The following is a 20,714-nucleotide window of genomic DNA, read 5'->3' as shown; positions in this document are numbered from 1 at the left end:
CATGAGTTTCTCGAACAAGGAACAGGGTCACGCTAAAGAAGCGTTACTGCCGTCGGCGAAAGATATCGACGCGCTGGTACGTGCGGAACACCCGGATCCGTTTTCCATTCTTGGCCCACACGGCGATGGCGCTGGCGGGCAGTTCATTCGAGCATACTTGCCGGGCGCGTTGAGCGTGGTGGTGCTGGATAAAGATTCTGATGAAGAGCTCGGTGTCCTGGAGCAAACCGAGACGCCGGGGCTTTTTGTTGGCCACTTCAACGGGGAGCGGCGCTATCGCTTGCGCACCCGTTGGGCCGGTGGTGAGCAGGTTGCCGAGGATCCTTACAGCTTCGGCCAGTTGCTCGGCGAAATGGATTTGTATCTGTTCGCCGAAGGCAATCACCGCGACCTCAGTGCGTGCCTTGGCGCGCAACTGAAAACGGTTGATGGCGTCGACGGTGTGCGCTTTGCCGTGTGGGCGCCGAATGCCCGGCGGGTTTCGGTTGTCGGTGATTTCAACGTCTGGGACGGGCGCCGGCATCCGATGCGTCTGCGTCATCCTTCCGGGGTCTGGGAGTTGTTCATCCCGCGCCTGCAAGCGGGGGAGTTGTACAAATACGAAATTCTTGGCGCCCACGGGATTCTGCCGCTCAAGGCCGACCCGATGGCGCTGGCCACCAGCCTGCCGCCGGACACCGCATCAAAAGTCGCCGCGCCATTGCAGGTCAATTGGCAGGATCAGGACTGGATGAACAGCCGCCGCGAGCGGCAGAAACATTCGGCACCGCTGTCGATCTACGAGCTGCATGCCGGATCGTGGCAATGCGAGCTGGATGATCTCGGTGAAGTGGCGCGCCAGTACAGCTGGCCGGAGCTGGCCGAGCGCTTGATTCCGTATGTCAAGGAACTGGGTTTCACCCACATCGAACTGATGCCGATCATGGAGCATCCTTTCGGTGGCTCCTGGGGTTATCAATTGCTTTCGCAATTCGCCCCGAGTGCGCGTTACGGCACGCCGGAACAGTTCGGCGAATTTATCGATGCCTGCCACCGCGCCGAAATCGGCGTGATCCTCGATTGGGTGCCGGCGCATTTCCCTACCGATACCCATGGTCTGGCGCAGTTCGACGGCACGGCATTGTATGAATACGCCAATCCGCTGGAGGGTTTCCATCAGGATTGGGACACGCTGATTTACAACCTCGGCCGCACCGAAGTCCACGGCTACATGCTCGCGTCGGCATTGCATTGGTTGAAGCATTTTCACATCGACGGTCTGCGCGTCGATGCGGTGGCCTCGATGCTGTATCGCGACTATTCGCGCAAGGCTGGCGAATGGGTGCCGAACCGCCATGGCGGCCGCGAGAATCTGGAAGCCATCGACTTCCTGCGTCACTTGAATGACGTGGTCGAGCTGGAAGCGCCGGGCGCCTTGGTGATCGCCGAGGAATCCACGGCATGGCCGGGCGTCAGCCAGAGTACGCAGCAGGGTGGTCTGGGTTTTGCCTACAAGTGGAACATGGGCTGGATGCACGATTCGCTGCATTACATTCAGCAGGACCCGGTGTACCGCGCCCATCATCACAACGAACTGAGTTTTGGTCTGGTTTACGCGTGGTCCGAGCGCTTCATTCTGCCGATTTCCCATGATGAAGTGGTACACGGCAAGCATTCGCTGATCGACAAGATGCCCGGCGATCGCTGGCAGAAGTTTGCCAACCTGCGCGCGTATCTGAGCTTCATGTGGACCCACCCGGGCAAGAAGCTGCTGTTCATGGGTTGCGAGTTTGGCCAGTGGCGCGAGTGGAATCATGATCAGCAGCTCGACTGGTATCTGCTGCAGTATTCCGAGCACCAAGGCGTGCAGAAACTGGTCGGCGACCTCAATCGCTTGTATCGCGAAGTACCGGCGCTGCACGATCAGGATGACGCGCCGCAGGGTTTTCAGTGGCTGATCGGTGACGATGCGATCAACAGCGTGTATGCCTGGTTGCGTTGGAGCAAGGACGGTGAGCCGGTGCTGGTGGTGGCTAACTTCACGCCGGTGCCGCGTCAGGCTTATCGGGTCGGCGTGCCGTTTGCCGGGCGCTGGACTGAACTGCTCAACAGCGACGCCGACACCTATGCCGGCTCCAATTATGGCAACGGCGGCGGGGCGTTTACCGAAGAAGTGCCGAGCCATGGCCAGGCGTTGTCGCTGGAACTGAATCTGCCACCGTTGGCGGTGTTGATATTGCGACCTGGGGGCTAGACCAGACACCGCATAACCTGTGGGAGCGGGCTTGCCCGCGATGAGGGCGGAACATTCAACATTACTGTTGCATGATCCACCGCCATCGCTGGCAAGCCAGCTCCCACAGGGATCTTCGGTGACCCGAAGATCACCACCGCATCCGCACACCCAAACTGCCAATCAACCCGTTCAGATCATTGTCATCGACATCACTGCTGTAATCGGCGCTGACGTACAGGCTCACCACCGGTGTCACCCGCGCCACCAGACCCAATCCCAATTCCACCGTCGACGACTTGCGACTGCTGCTGATCTTGTCGACCTGATCCAGAGTCACTGTGCTGCCGGTATACACCGTGTGCCACAGGTTGGTCCGCACATAGGGTTCGACCGGCAGACCGTTCAAGTCATAACTGCCTTTCAACCGTGCGCCGACGCGGCCGCTCCATGAGTTCAGGTCGCTTGAAGACGCGTTGCCCGAGCCCGCGTAAGGGGTGTCGAGGGTGATGCGCTGATTGATCAATTGTGCCTGCGGTTCGACCACCCAGTTTTCGCTCAAGCCAATCGGGTAGCCGCCCTCGACCGAGAAGGTTATCGCGCTGCCTTCGGTAACTTGCCGTGCACCTTGTTGATTGCGACTGAAACCACTGACGCGGCCGCCGCTGGCCGACAGGTCGACGTGCCAGCCCTGGGCGCCCGTCAGGCTGTAATAGGCGCCGAGACTCTGGCCTTCCAGATTCAGGGTCGCGATGGACGGGTCGGCGAGGGCACGACTGGTGAGCGGGCCGTTGCCGTTGGCCTGAATCTGGTGCGCGCCGCCAATCAAGCCGATGGTCTGGGTGGCGCCGTTGCTGCTTTGCAGGGTCAGGACAGCAGGGCCTTTTGAATGGCCACCGCCGGGTATTGCGAAACCTGACGACAGCACGTCGGTTTGCGCTTGTCGGGAACTGGCGCCGTAAAACCGCTCCCAGGCGCCGGGCGCGAGGTCTTCGGTGATCAGGCGGGAGTCTTGCAAGTCAGGGCGCTGACTGAAGCGTTGTGGGCCGGGCGTGATCACCGTCGCAGGCAAGGTCATCACCGGGACGTTCTCTCGATACCAAGGGGAAGTTTCATCCGCCGCAGAACCGGCCTGCGCCTCCATGGATGAGCACAGCAAGATAGAACTCGACACTGTGCAAAAAGTGATTTTGATCTCGTGTGGGGTGATGGAGATTTTCATGGAGGTCTACCTTGCAGGCGCATGCGGCATCTCGATGTGGCGCCTCTCCTACCCCGAACGAGGGGCGACCGAATGGAGCGAGGCAAACCGTGGGCGCTCGATTTCGCGAGAGTCCGGAGGCTCGCCCCGGTTAGGATTCCGGGGGTAGTAAGGTAGAGATAAGAAGAGTGAAGGGCGCGCGTCAAGAAATTGAACGATGAGCGGTAGTGGCAAATTGTCCGACGCAAGCGTTTGTTTTTCTGCACATAACTAAGTGATTGTTTGCATAGAAAAACGCAACGAAAGCGCCGGTCCAGAGCTTTATATTGCCGACGGAAGGTCTACCAGCTGATGCGGATCCCGATATTACCCGACACGCCGCGCAAGTCATTGCTGTCAATATTGCGGCTGTAATCAGTGCTGGCGTAAACACTCACTGCGCGGTCGAGGGTCAGCACCACACCGAGGCCGACATCCGCCGTTGAGGATTTCTGCTCTGTGCTGATCACATCACTGTCGTCGAAAGTCACCGAATCGGTGCCGGAAAACGTATGCCACAGGTTGGCACGCAGATACGGTTCAAGCGGCATGCCGCTGACCTGATAGCGACCCTTGAGTCGCGTGCCGAGGCGACTGGTCCAGGCGTCGTCGGAGTCGAACGACACCCGTGAAATGCCATCGTCCTGGCTGTCGAGGGAGATCTTCTGGTGAATGACTTGCACCTGCGGCTCGACGACCCAGGTGTCGTTGAGCGCAAAGGGATAACCCGCTTCTGCCGAGAGCGTCAGCGCATGCCCGCGATTGTCCAGCTCTACACCACGGTCGGAATGACTGTCGCCATCGAAACGGGTGCCCATCACGACCGTGTCGATGTACCAGCCGTACGGATCGGTCAGCGTCCAGTACAAGCCATAACTGTCGCCTTCGAGTTTGATCTTGCCGGCGCTGTTGTCCTGAAAGCCTTCGTTGAAGCCGTCGACATCACCTTGCAAACGACTATGGCCAACGAAGAAACCGAGACGCTGAGTCTGGCCACCCGAGGTCAGCGAACTGTACAGATCGTTGCCAACCTGAAAACCATTGAGTGAGCCGTCCAGGCGCGGAGTGACGGTGCCGGCCCAGGTCTGATCGATGTTTTTGCCATAGACCCGACCCCAACCTGCACCGAACGCGCCGGTCTCGCTGAGCAAGCGCTGATCGCCCTGGCGATCATGGAAGGTGCCCAGTGCGTTGAGCGTCAACTGCGCCGCAGCGGGTGGCAGTACCGACCAGGTCGGGACTTCCGGGCGATAGAGGGGAATTGGCGCGGCACCTGCCACAGCCGCCGGCAGGACAGGCAATACAGCCAGTGCCGGCGGCGCCGGGCTAGGCGTAGGTTCTCCAGGTTCGCCGGGTACGACAGGCGGGTTGGCAATGGGAGTGATAGCTGCCGCGACGGGGGTGGGCACGACCGGAACCAGAATCGGTGGCAACGCTGGATCGGGATTCGGCACGCTGATCACTTGGGGCGCAACCACGGCTGAGCGCAAGTACCAACTGTTCTCCGTACCGGCAGTCACGCCGCCCTTGAACAAGTAGTAATCGTAGGCGCCGGCAGACACCGGGCCGCTGAGGGTAAACGCGTTATCGGTACTGACCGTGCTGCCCTGCGCCTGCACCAGCTGGATGCCGTTTACCTGGGTCAGTGCGCCGAGTCCGCCGACGTTGCTGACGCTGATCACCGTTGCACCGCCGAGGCTGCCGTCGTTGACCACCAGTTTGTCACTCGGCGAATCATCGCCAGCCACCACACTTTGCAGCAGCAACTGGCCGCTGCCGCCAACCCCGCTGCCGCCAACATAGTTACCCTGCACGGTGAGCGTGTCGTCGGTGCGGCTGTTGTTGCGGGTCAGGTCAATGATGCCAGCGTTATTGAAAGTCACCGCTTGCCCGGCCACTGCCGGTGAGACAGCCCCTTGCGTGGCGAGTACAACGCTGCTCGCATCGACATTCAGCACGCCACTACCGGTTCCGGCATCGCCCAGCACCAGGCTGCTTGAGCCCAGATCCAGTTGCGAACCGTTGCTCAGATTGACTGTTTCCCAGTTGATAAACCGCGCGGGCAGAGCAGTGGGCGTATTGTCGAAAGTCAGCACATCGGTGCCGACGCCGCCATTGATGCTGGGGGTCAGCGCAAGAATGTTGTCGTCAAGGTTGCGCAATGTGGCGCTGTCATTGCCGACGTCCATGAGGATTGCCGAGCGGATAATGCCATCGCCATCCCACAGCAAGGTGTCATTGCCGGTACTGGCGCGGATCTCGCCGCCGATTTCGCCACCGGTCACGGTGATGCTGTCGTTGCCGCCGCTGACACTGACGTTGCCGCCAACGCGCCCGCCGGAGACGATGATGGTGTCGGTGCCAAAACCGGTCACCAGGTTGCCGATAATCTGCCCGCCGGACAGATCGAAAATATTGTTGTCGAGCTTCATGTCGACCCGGCCGATGCTGCCGTCGGTCATGCGCGCGACATCACCGTCCTCAAAAGCTCCGACGATGGTGCCGCCGGTCATCAGGAAGGTGTCGCGACTGTCGCCCTGTGCCAGGGAGCCTATCGAACCGCCGGACATGACGAAATCATCAATGCCATTGCCTTGGCTGACGGCGCCAGTGATAACACCGGAGTTTATTTCGACACGGTCGGTACCATTGCCAAAAGTCACGCTGCCGTTGATCCGGCCTGTGCCATTTGTGGGGAGAGTCAGGCTGTTGTTGCCCGCAAGATCGGTCAGTGAACCGCTGGTGCCGCTGTCACAGGTAAAGGCGTCGTTACCTGCGCCAGGCGTCAATACGCAGGCAGACCAGGCTGTCGGGCTGATGACCAGCAGCAGTGAAGCGGGCAGGAGCAATGAGTGTGGCAAAGCCTTCAAAGTATTTATAGATCGCATGTTGGCAGTTTCCATGGAGGAACCAGTGGGGTATTCATCCTTGAACGGGTGCCTGACCTAAAAACCTCTGAACTGCTGATGAACTACGTGAGATCTGAACCCTAACGTTATGAAGTGCTTGTCCTTAGCCTTTACAGGTCTAGAAGGTTTTCCGGGCTCTGCACCGCATGTCTGACGAACGGTCATGTGCGATGCGTTGCTAAAGATGCACTTCAACCGCCAGTGGCAGGTGATCCGACAGGTGTGTCCAAGGCTTGTTGCCAAGGATTTGCGGGTCATGACTGCTGGCGTTGCGCAGGTAGATCCGGTCCAGACGCAACAAGGGAAACCGTGCCGGATAAGTCTTGGCCGGGCGACCGTGATGGCGTTCGAAGGCTTCGTGCAGATAATCACGACGGGCGAGGGCGGCGTTGCCCTGCAACTGCCAATCGTTGAAGTCGCCAGCAATAATCACCGGTGCATCGTCCGGAAGGGATTCGAGCAACTGACAGAGCAGTTGCAGCTGCAATTGGCGATGGCTTTCGAGCAGACTCAAGTGCACGCAGATCGCGTGTACTTCTGCATGCCCCGGCACATCCAGCACACAGTGCAGGAGGCCACGGCGCTCGGGGCCGGTGATCGAGACATCGAGGTTGCGGTATTCGCGGATCGGGTATTTCGACAGCAACGCGTTGCCGTGATGGCCGTCGGGATACACCGCATTACGCCCGTAGGCGAAATCGCTCCACATGCTGTCGGCGAGAAATTCGTATTGCGAGGTTTGCGGCCATTCGTTGTAGCGGTTCGAATGCCGCTCGTGTTCACCCACCACTTCCTGCAAAAACACCAGATCGGCCGAAGTGCTGCGTACCGCTTCACGCAATTCCGGCAGGATGAAACGCCGGTTGAACGCGGTAAAACCCTTATGGGTATTGACCGTCAGCACCCGCAAACGATGGATGGCGGGTGCGTCGACGAGGTGAGGCTGGGGATCGCTGGACACGGTTACTCCTCTGAATCCTGAGTGCCTGTTCATGCGACTGGTGGGTGGGGGCGGCAGTTCCTTCCAGATAGGCCACCAGGCCCAAAAACTTGAAGCCTGCGATCTTTTGATCTTCACAAAACAAGATCAAGAGATCGCGGCCTCGTTTTACTCGACAAATCCTGCGTTATATCTATTTCGGAGTGTGGCGCAGGAGTAGGAGGTTAAAGTGAAGACGTTGTTTCTGTCAGCGTTCGCCGCTAGTTAAAAAATATGGTTCTTGCTTTATTCGCTCCAACCCACACGTGTTATCTGAATTTCCGCACCCGGTGTATCACAGTAGACCCTGAGATAGGTAACAGGTTTTGCTGATGTAAAAGACTTCGTATCTTCTTTCCAGATTTGATCGCCAACAAACTCGCCTGTCTCGTTGTGTAAAGTAATTGTTGTCGGAGCTCCAGGCATGCCCGCAATTTCGAACTGGGTAGATGAAACGCTTAACTTTATGCTTACTTCAGAGTCCGGGCCCATGTTCAAAAGTTTATCGTCATATTCCTCTACAAGTCCCATATCACCACGTACTACGTGAAGGGTCAGGCCGTTTGTAGTTGTGTACCCGGTTTCAGGTATGCCCGCGGGCGTTTTTTCAGCTTCAAAGTCTTCGTAATATGTTTGTGAAATATTCTGTGAGTTGTTCATGGATGAAGCTCCTGTGTTTTGGGGATATGCAGGCGCTATCAGAGCGCGAAACGATTAAATGCGCACCTGTCAGATCTGACAGGTGGCGACGAGTGGTCGTTTGTGCGAAGTGAACCGAGCCCTGTAAGAGTTGGCGAAGGCTGCGATCTTTTGATTTTTTTCTCCCTGTAGACCCGCACTTTTATCGGCCTTCCCGTTTTTCCACAGCGATCGTGCAGCAGTATCGCCGCCGTACAGGGGGACGGTGCGGGCGTCGAGTGACGGAATTCCGGATTGGGTGGCGAAGAGGGGGTGGTCGCAGGGCGGTTTATGTGTGTCGTAGCGGACGTAATCCGCTACGACAGCTCGCTCATTTAAATTTTCAGAATGGGTATTCAAATCCTTATAGCCAAGAGAAATCCCATAAGTTGTCGTCTTGAAAATTGCAGATGTATACGCGCTGGCCGTCCTTGCTAAAGGCTACTGCGGAAGGCTTGCGGCCAGCAGGGATGGGGCGAGCATTCAGTGTGTTGGTATCGAATATCGTGGCTTCGTTATTATTGTCAGGCCCGACACCACACAAATGTTTTCCATCCGGCGTGATTGCTAGCTTTGCTATTTTTAACTTGGTTGGTATGCGGCGTGTAATCTTATTTGTGCGGGTGCTGATTTCGATTAATTCGTTTGTATATGCCCTTGCAACATATAAGAATTCCCAGTCAGGGCTTGCGACCATGTCTGAAGGATTGTGTCCTGTGTCAATGACGTCAATAAGTCGCGTAGTGCTGGTGTCAATTACGCCAACTCCGCCTTGCGCAGAGCCTATACTGTTGAGGTTTTGAACGTAAAGTCGACTGCCGTCGTGGTTTATAAGTATTTTTCGCGTGTTCATTCCCAAGTTGATTGTTCGAATAGTCTGGCCGCCACTAACATCAATCACTTCCAGTTTTCCGGTGATTGAAGATTGTCCGTCAAAGATAACGCAATAGAATCGCGTGTTGTCGGGGCTTAAAACCAATGATAAAGGATGATACTTGCGAGTGTAGGTCCGTTTGAGTGTCAAGTCAGTTGCATCGTACTCGATGATGTTGCCCGCACAAACGTAGATTCGCCTGCCGTCTGGAGAGAGTACTGCACTAGCGACATAGCCCGGGGCCACAGATTTCGTTATTGTCTGTTTCGCGAGATTGATCAGGTTCAGCGATCTATTACCAGTATTATATGGCTCTCCATAACAGCCTACATGGACGAATGCTCCATCGGGACTGACCGTCATGTACTGTGGATCTTGAATGTGTGTGATTTTCAATTTGTCTGCCACGGTGAACGTCCGAACTGCCGACTCTGCGCCCGAGCCGTACAAGGCTTTGGCTTTGAAACTGTGCGCGCCAACGCTAAGTTCGTTAACGGCCAGTTCCCAGAGGCCGGTTGTCGTGTGAGCGACGGGTCGGCCTTTGGGCGTTATGCCGTCAAACACCTCGATCTGCTGTCCCTTGGCTGCAGTGCCGGAGAGGATCACGGCGGTTTCCTCAGTTGTTCCGTTCGGCGGGATTTCCGCGCCGCTCGGGGAACCTTTGATTGAGTTGATTTCAGGTTTCAAATCCTCCACAGCCTTGACGGTATAAGTGCGAACCGGAAAAATCACCGCCGTACTTTCATCGCTGCTGCCGTCAAAGCTCACCTTGAACTCGATCCGTAATCTGGCCCCATCGGCCAATTCCTTGAGCTTGCCCACCGGGGTATTCGGGAACATCCCGCTTGGCACACCGGTAACCGGAATCTCGGTGCCTTCGTATTCTGTATGGATCGGCGTAGAGTCGCCTTCGACAAAATAGCGCAGCCATATGCGTTGTCTGAGCGCAATGAACGGCCAACCGGCAATGCGCGTCTTTGCTCCGGCCGGCAGTGTCGTCACATCTAGCTCGCTACCGGTGTTGTCATTAATGACCGGCGTCGACAATGGCAGATCGCTCTCGGTGATCTTCTGCACCGTCAGATACAGCGAGTCCGAAATTTTCGGCATGCCATTGCGGGTCACGATGTAGTTCACCGTCACCGTCAGCCCCAGGTTAAAAGCCACCACCGAATTGATCAGCTCGATCTCTTTAGACCCCACCGTGCCCACCTCCACCGCAGCGGTGGTGTGACTGCCGTTACCAGCCGTGCCGGTCCATGTCACGCTGATCATGTCGGTGGCCAACATGCCGGGGTACTGGGGGATGATCGCCGTCAGCATGTCCTTGGCCGCGATGGGGTTCAGGCTGTCTCCAATAGCTTCCTTGATGGAGGGCGCTTCCAGCTCCAGCGCCACGCCGACATGAAACTCCAGCGCATTGGAATAACTGGTGCCACCTGCCTTGCGAATGATGGAGTAAGACGCCGACACCATCCCGCCTTCATTGCCCTTGATCCATTTCGCGTCGATGTTGAACGAAATCGGTCGGCCGGCGGTGAATGAGCTCAAAGTGACCGAGTCGCTGTGCCCCCCGGTTTTCGTGCCGAACCATTGGTAGGTCACTACGTCGCCTATGGCCGTGTCCGTGTATTCCACGGTGAGGGTGGTGCCGTTGGTGTCGGCGGGCAGTGCGCCGTCGACGACGCCGTCCACTTTCGGCTCTGGCAGTTCCAGGCGCGGCTCGCCGATTTGCAGGATCTCGGCGTGGATCGATTCGCGGATGGCGTGGGTCTGGTTGACCCGGTTCATCGTGCCGAGCACCGAGTCGTCGATGAGCAACCGGTAGTACAACTCCAGCTTGCCGCCGTTGATCGGGGTCAGGTGCGCCGGGCCAGGGATGTTCATAAACAGCGGCTGTTTGGCCGTGACGTCGCCTTGGGTGATTGAGCGCAGCAACAGATCGGGCAGGTAGGGGGTCAAGTCCGGGCGGGTGCCGAGCCAGTACAGCTGGATCGCCTGACCTTCGGCGAAGGAGTCGTCGAACGGAATTTTGATGCGCACCGTTGCCAACTCCGGATCGAGCGCACCCGACACCGCATCCAGCGCAACTGGCGCCGCGAGCCGCTGCAACTCGCCGATGACGCTGATGAACCGGGTCTTGGATCGCAGGTCGGGGGAGCCATCGGCCTTTTTCACCCGGTAGGACATCGCGAGCAGGGACTGGGCCATTAGCCGCAGTAAAGCGTTTGGCACCGGCATCAGGTGAACGCTTGGCAAGTTGAACAACGGCTCGCCAGGTATCTCGATATCGATCGGGGCGCCCTCCACCGGAGTGCACCTGAGTCGCAATATGATGATGTCGCCCTCTTTGAATGTGTCGAGGTCAAAGGCCGCGATCTGCGCATTGCTGTGGGCACCCTTCAGGTTCTTGACATCCAACACGTTGTTCACGGCTTTTTCGTGCAGCGGTGCCACCAATCGGGTTACGTCGGTGGTGACCACCACGCGTTGCGCAAAGCTCCAGTCCGAGGAGCGGTTGTCCACCAGGTCGTAGACCTCGAAGGCCACCGCCAGACCCGTCTGATCGGAGTCTTCGGCCTTAAGGATGATGTCCTTGTCGATGTGAACGATGATCTCGTCTTTGCCCTCGGCCTGTTCATGGGTCAGCCGATCACTGAGCACAAAGACGCCACCCCAGGACACCTGGATCTGATCACCGGTCGCCGCGTTCGGATAAGGCGGCAAGCCGTCATCGTTGCCGATGGTGATCGGCACGCCGGCGGCGACGTTGTCCTTGTCAATGCCGCCTTGGATGATGTCCTTCGGGATGCTCATGATCAGCTCCGAATGGCCCGGCCCTTCGGTTTCGTCATGGCCGCCGGGGCGGGTGAGTTTGACCAGAACGTCCATTACCTCCGAAGGCTCGGCGCCCTGGTTGAGGCGGGTGACGGTGTAGGAGACGCTGAATTTGCCTTCGGTGAGGCGTGCCGAAGGCACGAACATCTGCAGTTCTTTATCGACCTCATCCTTGTCGATGGTGACTTGCCGGACCTGATCGCCGCCCATAATGATCGTCAGTTTGTCGCCAACCCCCATCAAGCTCCACGGCCCGGCCCGGCACAACAAGCCCTGGCGGGGAAAGTTATCAAGCGCAGCGGCCCGGTTAATTCCCCATACCATCGGCCTCAGGGACACCGGGCCGGTGCGGCCGGGGATGTCGAGTTCCTTGTGAACCAGGGTGCTGTTGTCAGGCATTTGAGGGGTGGACATGGGCGGGAACTCCGGTCGGGTAGGTGACGGAGTGATTGAACGCGGGTTGGATGAATCGCGCACCTGTCAGATCTGACAGGTGCCGACGAATGGTCATCCGTGCGAAAGTCAAAGATCAAAAGATCAAAAGATCAAAAGATCAAAAGATCAAAAGATCAAAAGATCAAAAGATCGCAGCCTTCGGCAGCTCCTACAGGGGGGTCAGACGAAAACAATCTCATACGGCAAACGCATCCGTTCAAGGATCACCGGCGGCAGCATTGGCGCAATACCCAGTGCCGGTTCGCCCTTGAGCTGACTGGCGTACGCGTGAGTAGCGTGGCTCTTGCGCGCAACGGTCCAGGTGTCGAGGCGCAGTTTGCGGGCGCGCTCCCAGGGTATCAGTGACCGGTCTCGCTCTGGCCAGTGCCATGCCCACACAGGCACGTCGTGGAAAGTCACGCCGGCCAGTTCAGCGGCTTCGGCACTGGCGCGACCGACGGCTTCGTGGTCGTCGTTGCCGTCGCCGCGCCAAGTGCTGAACACCACGTCGCCGGGTCGCAGGTAGCGGCCGATGAATTCGGTCAACTGGCTGTGTTGATCGCTCAGGGCGTTGTCGGTGAAGCCGCCGCGCACCCATTTCAGGCTGTGCATCGGCAAGCCGAGGCGGCGTAGGGCTTCGACGCTTTCCTGCGGGCGGAATACGCTCAGGCGTTTTTCCGACCATTGTCGCGAACCGGGGTGGCTGGCGCTGCCATCGGTGATGGAGAGCAGTTGCAGCGGATGGCCCAGGCTTGAAAGTAATTGCAGCAGGCCGCCGCAGGTGACCACTTCGTCGCCGGGATGCGGCGCGATGATCACCGCGCGCGCGCCAGTGGGCACCAGGCTGCGGGTATTGATGACGGGGATGTTGTCGAGTTGCGCTGCGCTGTTCCAGATTTGCGCCGACGAAGGGCCTTCACTTAGCGATAACGGTTTCATGGGTATGACGTCCTTGTTTGTCTCGCCCTCGATCACGCTCGCCGTCATGAAATCCGACGGGGCCGACCCGTGAAGGCTGGTTGATTGCCTTGCAGCGCTCCGAACCCTGGATTGCCGCGCACAGGAGTATTGCCCATGAACTCACATTCGTCGCGTCACAGATCAATCTGATCCGGTTTTTTTGCTTCCAACTGTGCCAAATGACGCAAGTAGTCACCAAAACCGCCGCGGGCCCGACTGTCCAGGCGAGCGCTGGTGTGAACCTGCGGGCGATGGCTCCAGGCGATGTTGGCGCCCACCAGTTCCAGCTCGCGGACCAGTTGCACATCTTCGTCACAGGCCAGCGGTTTAAAGCCTCCGGCCCACCGATAGGCGTCTGCGCTGATGCCCAGATTGGCGCCATGGATATGCCGATGACCCTCGCAGGCCCGATAGTTTCGGTGGTAGTGGATCTGCGCCGCTTCATCGAACGACTCATGCCAGCGCTCGACGGTGACCGTGCCGCACACCGCGTCCGCGCCAAGCCCGAGCTGAGCCACCAGCCAGTCATCGGCGACGCGGCTGTCAGCATCCGAGCAGGAGATCCAGCGCGCGCCGCGCTCCAGTAACAGCTGGGCACCGGCGGCACGGGCCTGGCCAACGTTGCGTGCCTCGATGTGCAAACTCAACACCGGATAATTGTTGACGATTTGCGCAGAGCGATCAGTGCAGCTGTCGAGCACCACCAGCACTTCGACCCGCTCACCGGCCAGCAAGCCGTGCCGGCTGGCGCGCATGGCGGCACTCAGGCATTCGTCGAGCAGGTCTTCTTCGTTGTGCGCCGGGATCAGAATGCCAATCATCGCAGACCCTCCAACGCCGCCACTGAGCGCGGTTCGCGGTTCCACACCTCGAGAATAAAGTCCGCCTCCTGGTGCAGTGCCACACGCGGCAGCCGCAATTGTTCGTGAATCAGATCGTGAACCTGCCGTGCGTTCAGCGGGCAGCCCTCAATGGGCGGGCGCCAGTGACAGGCCAATAATTGGCCGTCGGCCGTCAGGGAATCGTTGATTCGACGGATCACTTCTGTCAGATCCTTGCTGTCGAGGTAGTAGCCGATTTCGCTAAATACAATCAGGTCGAATTTTTCCTCCGGCCAGTCGCCGGGCAAGCGACTTTGGCGGACTTCGGCGTGATCAAACTGACCCAATCGGGTTCGCGCCAGTTTTACTGCCGCGCTCGCCGTGTCGCAGCACAACAGTCGGTCACAACGGCCGGCGAGTTCGGCGCTCAATTCGCCGTTGGCGCAGCCCGGTTCGAAAATCGCCCGATAGTGCGGGCGGGGCAACGCCGCGAGGGTAATTGCGCGTTTGCGCTGTTCGTACCAGCGCTGGCGGAACGCCCACGGGTCGTCGTTGCCGGCGAACAGGCCTTCGAAATAACGATCCTCGACGCTCATAGAAACACCACTTCGAAAGGTTGCAGCAGACGCTCGAGAATATGCGGCGCCAGCACCGGAGCGAGTCCGGCTGCGGGATCACCTTCAAGTTGACTGGCAAAAGCGTGCACCGCGTGGCGTTTGCGTGCGACTTGTTCGGGGGTCAGTAGAATCTTGCGGGCCCGATGCCACGGGACAACCGCGTCTTCGGGGGATGCCCAATGCCACGTCCACACCGGCAGTTCGTGGCAGGTTGCGCCGGCTCTTCGCGCAGCTGTAGCGCTGGCGCGGCCTACGGCTTCGTGATCGCAATGACCATCCTCGCGCCAAGTGGTGAAGACCACGTCGTTGGGGCGCAGATGGCGTTCGATAAATTCACTTAACGCAGATTCCTGAGCGGCCACTTGGGTGTCGGCGAAACCACCGCGCAGCCACTTTAGTTGATGCATCGGCAGGCCGAGGCGGCGCAAGGCTTCGGCGGACTCCTGCGGACGGATCACGCTCAGTCGTTCGACCGGCCAGCGCTCCGAGCCGGGGTGACTGGCACAGCCGTCGGTGACCGAGATCAGTTGCAACGGCCGCTCGGCGGCGGCGAGCAATTGCAGCATGCCGCCACAGCCCAGCACTTCATCGTCCGGGTGCGGGGCAATGATCACCGCCCGGGCGCCCGCAGGCACAAGCTCGAGAATATTGATGGTGTCCAGTTCCGCCAGATGCCGCGAGTTCTGCCATTGCTGCAGAGACGTGCCATGGCCGACGATCGGGTTGTCTTTCTTCGCGGCGTTCATAGCGTCCAGGCCTCTGCGGATTCGTATTGCGAAGTTTGCTGCCATTCGTTGTAGCGGTTCGAATGCCGCTCGTGTTCACCCACCACTTCCTGCAAAAACACCAGATCGGCCGAAGTGCTGCGCACCACTTTATGCAATTCCGGCAGGATGAAGCACCGGCTGAACGCAGTGAAACCCTTGTGGGTATTGACCGTCAGCCCCCGCATGCGGTGGATGGCGGGGAAGTCGACGAGGTGAGGCTGGGGATCGCTGAACACGGTTACTCCTCTGAATCCTGAGTGCCTGTTCATGCGACTGGTGGGTGGGTGTGGCAGTTCCGTCGGAATGCGCGCACCCACCCGATGGTGGAGCAACCCCATTTGTGGCGAGGGGATTTATCCCCGATGGCTGCGCAGCAGCCCCAAAACCTGCGCGTGAGATATTCCTGATGTATCGAAGTTTCAGGTTTGGGGGGCTGCTGCGCAGCCCATCGGGGATAAATCCCCTCGCCACAGGGGCGGCGTCTTATCGAGGACTGGCGTTTTCGGGCAACTCCAGATTATCCAGCACGCGATTCACCGCCAACTCGCCGAGCATGATCAATTGCGCAATCCCCAACAGCGTCCTGCGTTGCGACGCTGGCAAGAGGCGGGCGAAGTCATTGGCGATGGTTTTGGCTGAGGCGAGTGTTTCGCAGGCATCGACCAGCAGTTCCTCGTTTTTGAAGTCTGCGGTAACGGCGTACATCCTGCGGGTTTGGCGTGGCGGTGGGGTGGAGCCGGGTGGGCAGAGATAGTGATCGAGGGCGCGATCGGCGGCTTCGTTGAGTTTTTTGGAATCGAGGGATTCGTAGGGGGAGGTGGGGTCGGTTTCGGGCGGGTTGGGTGTTGGTTTAATCATTGATAAAGCTCCTAGAGTCAACGGAGCCGCCACATTTCGCTGCGATACGAAATAGGTGGCAGCTATACGCGGGTCGCAGACCGGGACTCTAGAACCGGCAGACCCTAAGGTCTCCCACGTACAGCCGCCATAGCAACGACGGGTGTTGTGCGTCCAGAGATCATCGGGCTGCGAGACCCGATCGCTGATGAATCAGCGACCAACCCACAATAGAACCCGCCTCCAAAGCGCACAAGCCGGCGGATTCTGGCGTAGCTGTAGGCAAATGCGCAAGGATTCGTAGCCTGGATCCCGTGTCTTGAGGTGTCTTTTAAACATCATCGTTTAAAAGCTAAAGATCGCAGCCTTCGGCAGCTCATTGAGAGCTCGGCATGGGAGTACACAGTGTTTTGTACAAGGCGATCCGCAAGAACGAATAGGCTAAGGCCCAGGTTCGCACCAGGGTTGAGCACACATTTGGGTTAATCAAACGTAAGTTTGGCTATAAAAAAGTGAGCTTTTGGGGCTTGGCCAAGAACACCGCGCAGATGTTGACGTTGTTCGCCCTGTCAAACCTGTGAATGGCCGGCCGATATTTGTTGGCGAACGCAGGAGAGGTGCACGTGTAATGCAGGAAGTGGCCGCTGCAAAGGACTTTGCAGCGGCCGAAAGGGTAGAAAAGCGAAAATCATTGAACAAATTTCGACATGCGTCGTTTTTGAAAAGTGTTGACTACTCGATAGCCGGAACACATCCGGCTATTTCAGAGCATCTAAGGATATTTCCATGTGAGTGCCCAGTTGTTAGACCGGGTACCTGTTATAGAATCGATTACGTACCATGAATGGGGGCCTGAGTTCATGGGGCCCCCATGGAATGGTCCATAACTCCCTGATCCATTGGCATCAAATGTTATTGATCTTGATGGTGTTTGGTTTGTGTTATACACGTTCACTGTTCGGCCGGGGGCGCCTGTCATTACTACGCGAATGAGAGTTTTTGACCATGTACCACCACTAGGTATGAAAGTCTCTCCTGGGGTGTCGTCGTGACTTCCGTATATACCGACGATCTTTGGAGGAGTTGCATCGATTACGGTAACAATGCGTGCTGGCATGGATTGGAGATTGTTGGCTGATACATAGAATGCGTGGCTGGCGAACCTCAAGCCGGTGACGGTCGTCGTCCAGATGCCGGAGCTATTAATCGACACCTCACCAATCAAATTGCTGGCACCATTCCACAACTTCCCCTCTTGATTTGGGGTGGCGGTCCCTGTGAGTGTCAAGCGGGTGTCGTAGGTGCTGCCGTTGTCTGGGATATTGACGCCGTTGCTGCCGGCAACCTTGGTGATGACGGGTCTTTGCACTGCAATCACAGTAATGATGCGTGGATCGGAGACGAGGCCGGAGCCGTAGGTTGCCTTGGCGGTGAAGGTGTGGGTGACGGCCGCCAGGCCGGTGACGGCCTTGGTCCAGATGCCAGAGGTATTGACCGACACCTTACCGAGCGAAGTGGCGCCATCGAGGATATCCACCTCGAGATTTGGGGTGGCGCTCCCCGTCAGCGTCACGCGGGTGTCGACGGTGCTCCCATTGTGTGGAATATCGGTACCGTTGCTGCCGGTAACCTTGCTGATGACGGGCTTTTGCTCCGCAATCACGGTAATGGTGCGTGGATCGGAGGTGAGGCCACTACCATAAAGCGCTTTGGCGGTAAAACTGTGCGCAGCCACGCTTAATCCGGTAATGGTCAACTTCCAGATACCTGTCGTCCGATCGGCGATGGGTTGACCTTTGGACGTTGTACCGTCTAACACGTCGACTTTCTGGCCTTTGGCGGCGCTGCCGGTCAAGGTCACGGCTGTTTCCACAGTGGTCCCGCCTGACACGATTTCGACTCCGCTAGGCGAGCCTTTGACCGATGAAATTTGCGGTTTGATGTCCTGGACGGCGTTGACGGTGTAAGTGCGAACCGGAAAAACCACTGCCGTACTTTCATCGCTGTTGCCCTCAAATCCGACCTTGAACTCGATCCGCAATGACGAGCCGTCCTTGAGCTTTCTCAATTCCGCCACTGGAGCTCGCGGCAGCACCCCTCCCGGTACGCCGTCCGCCGGAATTGTGGTCGCCACATAGGTCTCATGAGTAAAAGTCGAACCATCTTCTTCAGTGCCAAAATACCGCAGCCACAGCGTCTGGCCCTCGGCAATAAACGGCCAGCCCGGCACCCGGGTCCGGGCTTGCTCGTTCAGCGCGTTCACATCGAGCTCGTCACCCACGGCACCATCGATTGCCGGGGTCGGCAGGCCACTGTCCTCGTCCTTGATTGGCAGTACGGCAAGCATTAACGGATCCGACTCTTTGGACATGCCGTCACGGGTTACGGCGTATCTCACTTTCACCTCTTTGCCGAGGTTAAAGGCAAGCACCGTAACCAGCAGCGCAATGTCCTGCGGGCCAACCGTTGTAACGGTCATTGGCGCAGTGGTGTGCGAGCCACTGGCGGGGGTTCCGGGGGCGCCGGTAAAGGTGACGATGATCTTGTCACCTTCAAGCATGCCGGGGTAATCGATCACGGCGGTGAGCTCGTCCTGCGCCGCCAACGGGTCAAGACTGTCACCATCCGGTGCCTGCTTGATGGAGGGCGCTTCCAGCTCCAGCGCCACGCCGACATGAAACTCCAGCGCATTGGAATAACTCGTCCCTCCCGCCGCCCGTTTGATGGAGTAAGACGCCGACACCATGCCGCCTTCATTGCCCTTGATCAGTTCGGCCTTGATCGGGAACGGAATCGGCTGGCCGGCGGTGAACGAGCTCAGCGTGACAGAGTCGCTGGCCTCTCCGGTTTTGGAGCCGAACCATTTATAGGTCACTACGTCGCCTTTGGCCGTGTCCCGGTATTCCACGGTCAGGGTGGTGCCGTTGGTGTCGGGGGGCAGGACGCCGTCGACGACGCCGTCCACTTTCGGCTCTGGCAGTTCCAGGCGCGGCTCGCCGATTTGCAGGATCTCGGCGTGGATCGATTCGCGGATGGCGTGGGTCTGGTTGACCCGGTTCATCGTGCCGAGCACCGAGTCGTCGATGAGCACCCGGTAGTACAACTCCAGCTGGCCGCCGGTGATCGGGGGCAGGTGCTCCGAGCCACGGATGTTCATAAACAGCGGCTGTTTGGCCGTGACGTCGCCTTGGGTGATTGAGCGCAGCAACAGATCGGGCAGGTAGGGGGTCAAGTCCGGACGGGTGCCGAGCCAGTACAGCTGGATCGCCTGACCTTCGGCGAAGGAGTCGTCGAACGGAATTTTGATGCGCACCGTTGCCAACTCCGGATCGAGCGCACCCGACACCGCATCCAGCGCAACTGGCGCCGCGAGCCGCTGCAACTCGCCGATGACGCTGATGAACCGGGTCTTGGATCGCAGGTCGGGGGAGCCATCGGCCTTTTTCACCCGGTAGGACATCGCGAGCAGGGACTGGGCCATTAGCCGCAGTAAAGCGTTTGGCACCGGCATCAGGTGAATGCTTGGCAAGTTGAACAACGGCTCGCCAGGTATCTCGATATCGATCGGGGCGCCCTCCATCGGAGTGCACCTGAGTCGCAATATGATGATGTCGCCCTCTTTGAATGTGTCGAGGTCAAAGGCCACGATCTGCGCATTGCTGTGGGTACCCTTCAGGTCCTTGACATCCAACACGTTGTTCACGGCTTTTTCGTGCAGCGGTGCCACCAATCGGGTTACGTCGGTGGTGACCACCACGCGTTGCGCAAAGCTCCAGTCCGAGGAGCGGTTGTCCACCAGGTCGTAGACCTCGAAGGCCACCGCCAGACCCGTCTGATCGGAGTCTTCGGCCTTAAGGATGATGTCCTTGTCGATGTGAACGATGATCTTGTCTTTGCCCTCGGCCTGTTCATGGGTCAGCCGTTCGCTGAGCACAAAGACGCCACCCCAGGACACCTGGATCTGATCACCGGTCGCCGCGTTCGGATAAGGCGGCAAGCCGTCATCGTTGCCGATGGTGATCGGCACGCCGGCGGCGACGTTGTCCTTGTCAATGCCGCCTTGGATGATGTCCTTCGGGATGCTCATGATCAGCTCCGAATGGCCCGGCCCTTCGGTTTCGTCATGGCCGCCGGGGCGGGTGAGTTTGATCAGAACGTCCATCACCTCCGAAGGCTCGGCGCCTTGGTTGAGGCGGGTGACGGTGTAGGAAATGGTGTGCGTCCCTTCGGTGAGGCGTGCCGAAGGCACGAACATCTGCAGTTCTTTATCGACCTCGTCCTTGTCGATGGTGACTTGCCGGACCTGATCGCCGCCCATAATGATCGTCAGTTTGTCGCCAACCCCCATCAAGCTCCACGGCCCGGCCCTACACAACATGCCCTGGCGGGGGAAGTTATCAAGCGCGGCTGCCCGGTTAATCCCCCATACCGTCGGCCTCAAGGACACCGGGCCGGTGCGGCCGGGGATGTCGATTTCCTTGTGAACCAGGGTGCTGTTGTCAGGTATTTGAGGGGTGGACATGGGCGGGAACTCCGGTCGGGTAGGT

General features: G+C 58.5%; 12 protein-coding genes and 2 pseudogenes. 2 read left to right on the top strand and 12 right to left on the bottom strand.

Annotated features, from left to right (window positions below):
- The first annotated feature begins 1 nt into the window (after position 1).
- Positions 2-2,233, top strand: a complete 2,232-nt coding sequence (glgB, locus tag ICA16_RS05250; protein ID WP_210554678.1) for a 1,4-alpha-glucan branching protein GlgB — start codon at positions 2-4, stop codon at positions 2,231-2,233.
- A gap of 130 nt (positions 2,234-2,363) precedes the next feature.
- Here the strand turns inward: glgB and ICA16_RS05245 are convergent, their stop codons facing one another.
- The 11 genes and pseudogenes from ICA16_RS05245 to ICA16_RS05195 form a co-directional block, all read right to left on the bottom strand.
- Positions 2,364-3,434, bottom strand: a complete 1,071-nt coding sequence (locus ICA16_RS05245) for an autotransporter domain-containing protein (protein ID WP_210700129.1) — start codon at positions 3,432-3,434, stop codon at positions 2,364-2,366.
- 320 nt (positions 3,435-3,754) lie between these two features.
- Positions 3,755-6,340 carry an autotransporter outer membrane beta-barrel domain-containing protein gene (locus tag ICA16_RS05240; RefSeq protein WP_210700128.1) on the bottom strand — a complete coding sequence of 862 codons (2,586 nt, stop codon included), beginning with the start codon at positions 6,338-6,340 and terminating at the stop codon, positions 3,755-3,757.
- A 199-nt stretch (positions 6,341-6,539) separates the two neighbouring features.
- Complete coding sequence (locus ICA16_RS05235) at positions 6,540-7,322, bottom strand: endonuclease/exonuclease/phosphatase family protein (protein WP_150615750.1); 783 nt, start codon at positions 7,320-7,322, stop codon at positions 6,540-6,542.
- Between the two features lie 264 nt (positions 7,323-7,586).
- A complete protein-coding gene (locus tag ICA16_RS05230; protein ID WP_210700127.1) occupies positions 7,587-8,000 on the bottom strand; it encodes a hypothetical protein in 414 nt (137 codons plus the stop codon).
- Between the two features lie 382 nt (positions 8,001-8,382).
- On the bottom strand, positions 8,383-12,144 hold the full coding sequence (locus ICA16_RS05225; RefSeq protein WP_210700126.1) for a YncE family protein: 3,762 nt from the start codon (positions 12,142-12,144) through the stop codon (positions 8,383-8,385).
- Positions 12,145-12,345: 201 nt separating this feature from the next.
- Positions 12,346-13,104 carry a PIG-L deacetylase family protein gene (locus ICA16_RS05220; protein ID WP_150615747.1) on the bottom strand — a complete coding sequence of 253 codons (759 nt, stop codon included), beginning with the start codon at positions 13,102-13,104 and terminating at the stop codon, positions 12,346-12,348.
- 155 nt (positions 13,105-13,259) lie between these two features.
- Positions 13,260-13,946 (bottom strand): glycosyltransferase family 2 protein, encoded by a 687-nt coding sequence (locus tag ICA16_RS05215; RefSeq protein ID WP_210700125.1) that lies wholly within the window; start codon positions 13,944-13,946, stop codon positions 13,260-13,262.
- A complete protein-coding gene (locus ICA16_RS05210) occupies positions 13,943-14,542 on the bottom strand; it encodes an SAM-dependent methyltransferase (RefSeq protein ID WP_210700124.1) in 600 nt (199 codons plus the stop codon). Before ICA16_RS05210 ends, ICA16_RS05215 begins: the two co-directional genes overlap by 4 nt.
- Positions 14,539-15,309 carry a PIG-L deacetylase family protein gene (locus ICA16_RS05205; RefSeq protein WP_210700123.1) on the bottom strand — a complete coding sequence of 257 codons (771 nt, stop codon included), beginning with the start codon at positions 15,307-15,309 and terminating at the stop codon, positions 14,539-14,541. The genes ICA16_RS05210 and ICA16_RS05205 overlap by 4 nt, the downstream gene beginning before the upstream one ends.
- A gap of 20 nt (positions 15,310-15,329) precedes the next feature.
- Positions 15,330-15,515, bottom strand: a pseudogene (locus ICA16_RS05200) (endonuclease/exonuclease/phosphatase family protein); the annotation flags it as partial.
- A gap of 298 nt (positions 15,516-15,813) precedes the next feature.
- Positions 15,814-16,188 carry a DUF6124 family protein gene (locus tag ICA16_RS05195; RefSeq protein WP_210700122.1) on the bottom strand — a complete coding sequence of 125 codons (375 nt, stop codon included), beginning with the start codon at positions 16,186-16,188 and terminating at the stop codon, positions 15,814-15,816.
- 383 nt (positions 16,189-16,571) lie between these two features.
- Between ICA16_RS05195 and ICA16_RS05190 the strand changes: the two are divergent.
- Positions 16,572-16,748, top strand: a pseudogene (locus ICA16_RS05190) (transposase); the annotation flags it as partial.
- A 191-nt stretch (positions 16,749-16,939) separates the two neighbouring features.
- On the opposite strand, the gene ICA16_RS05185 reads toward ICA16_RS05190, so the two are convergent.
- Positions 16,940-20,689, bottom strand: a complete 3,750-nt coding sequence (locus ICA16_RS05185; RefSeq protein WP_210700121.1) for a hypothetical protein — start codon at positions 20,687-20,689, stop codon at positions 16,940-16,942.
- Between the last annotated feature and the right edge of the window lie 25 nt (positions 20,690-20,714).

This window comes from Pseudomonas anatoliensis (assembly GCF_017976235.1).
Taxonomy (GTDB): Bacteria; Pseudomonadota; Gammaproteobacteria; order Pseudomonadales; family Pseudomonadaceae; genus Aquipseudomonas; species Aquipseudomonas anatoliensis.
The sequence above is the reverse complement of the archived record's forward strand: the minus strand, read 5'-3'. Positions and strand labels throughout refer to the sequence as shown.

Bases quoted from the DNA above. Each gene is read 5' to 3' on its own strand.
- glgB (WP_210554678.1), top strand. From the start codon at position 2: ATGAGTTTCTCGAACAAGGAACAGGGTCACGCTAAAGAAGCGTTACTG.
- ICA16_RS05245 (WP_210700129.1), bottom strand. From the start codon at position 3,434: ATGAAAATCTCCATCACCCCACACGAGATCAAAATCACTTTTTGCACA.
- ICA16_RS05240 (WP_210700128.1), bottom strand. From the start codon at position 6,340: ATGCGATCTATAAATACTTTGAAGGCTTTGCCACACTCATTGCTCCTG.
- ICA16_RS05230 (WP_210700127.1), bottom strand. From the start codon at position 8,000: ATGAACAACTCACAGAATATTTCACAAACATATTACGAAGACTTTGAA.
- ICA16_RS05225 (WP_210700126.1), bottom strand. From the start codon at position 12,144: ATGTCCACCCCTCAAATGCCTGACAACAGCACCCTGGTTCACAAGGAA.
- ICA16_RS05220 (WP_150615747.1), bottom strand. From the start codon at position 13,104: ATGAAACCGTTATCGCTAAGTGAAGGCCCTTCGTCGGCGCAAATCTGG.
- ICA16_RS05215 (WP_210700125.1), bottom strand. From the start codon at position 13,946: ATGATTGGCATTCTGATCCCGGCGCACAACGAAGAAGACCTGCTCGAC.
- ICA16_RS05210 (WP_210700124.1), bottom strand. From the start codon at position 14,542: ATGAGCGTCGAGGATCGTTATTTCGAAGGCCTGTTCGCCGGCAACGAC.
- ICA16_RS05205 (WP_210700123.1), bottom strand. From the start codon at position 15,309: ATGAACGCCGCGAAGAAAGACAACCCGATCGTCGGCCATGGCACGTCT.
- ICA16_RS05195 (WP_210700122.1), bottom strand. From the start codon at position 16,188: ATGATTAAACCAACACCCAACCCGCCCGAAACCGACCCCACCTCCCCC.
- ICA16_RS05185 (WP_210700121.1), bottom strand. From the start codon at position 20,689: ATGTCCACCCCTCAAATACCTGACAACAGCACCCTGGTTCACAAGGAA.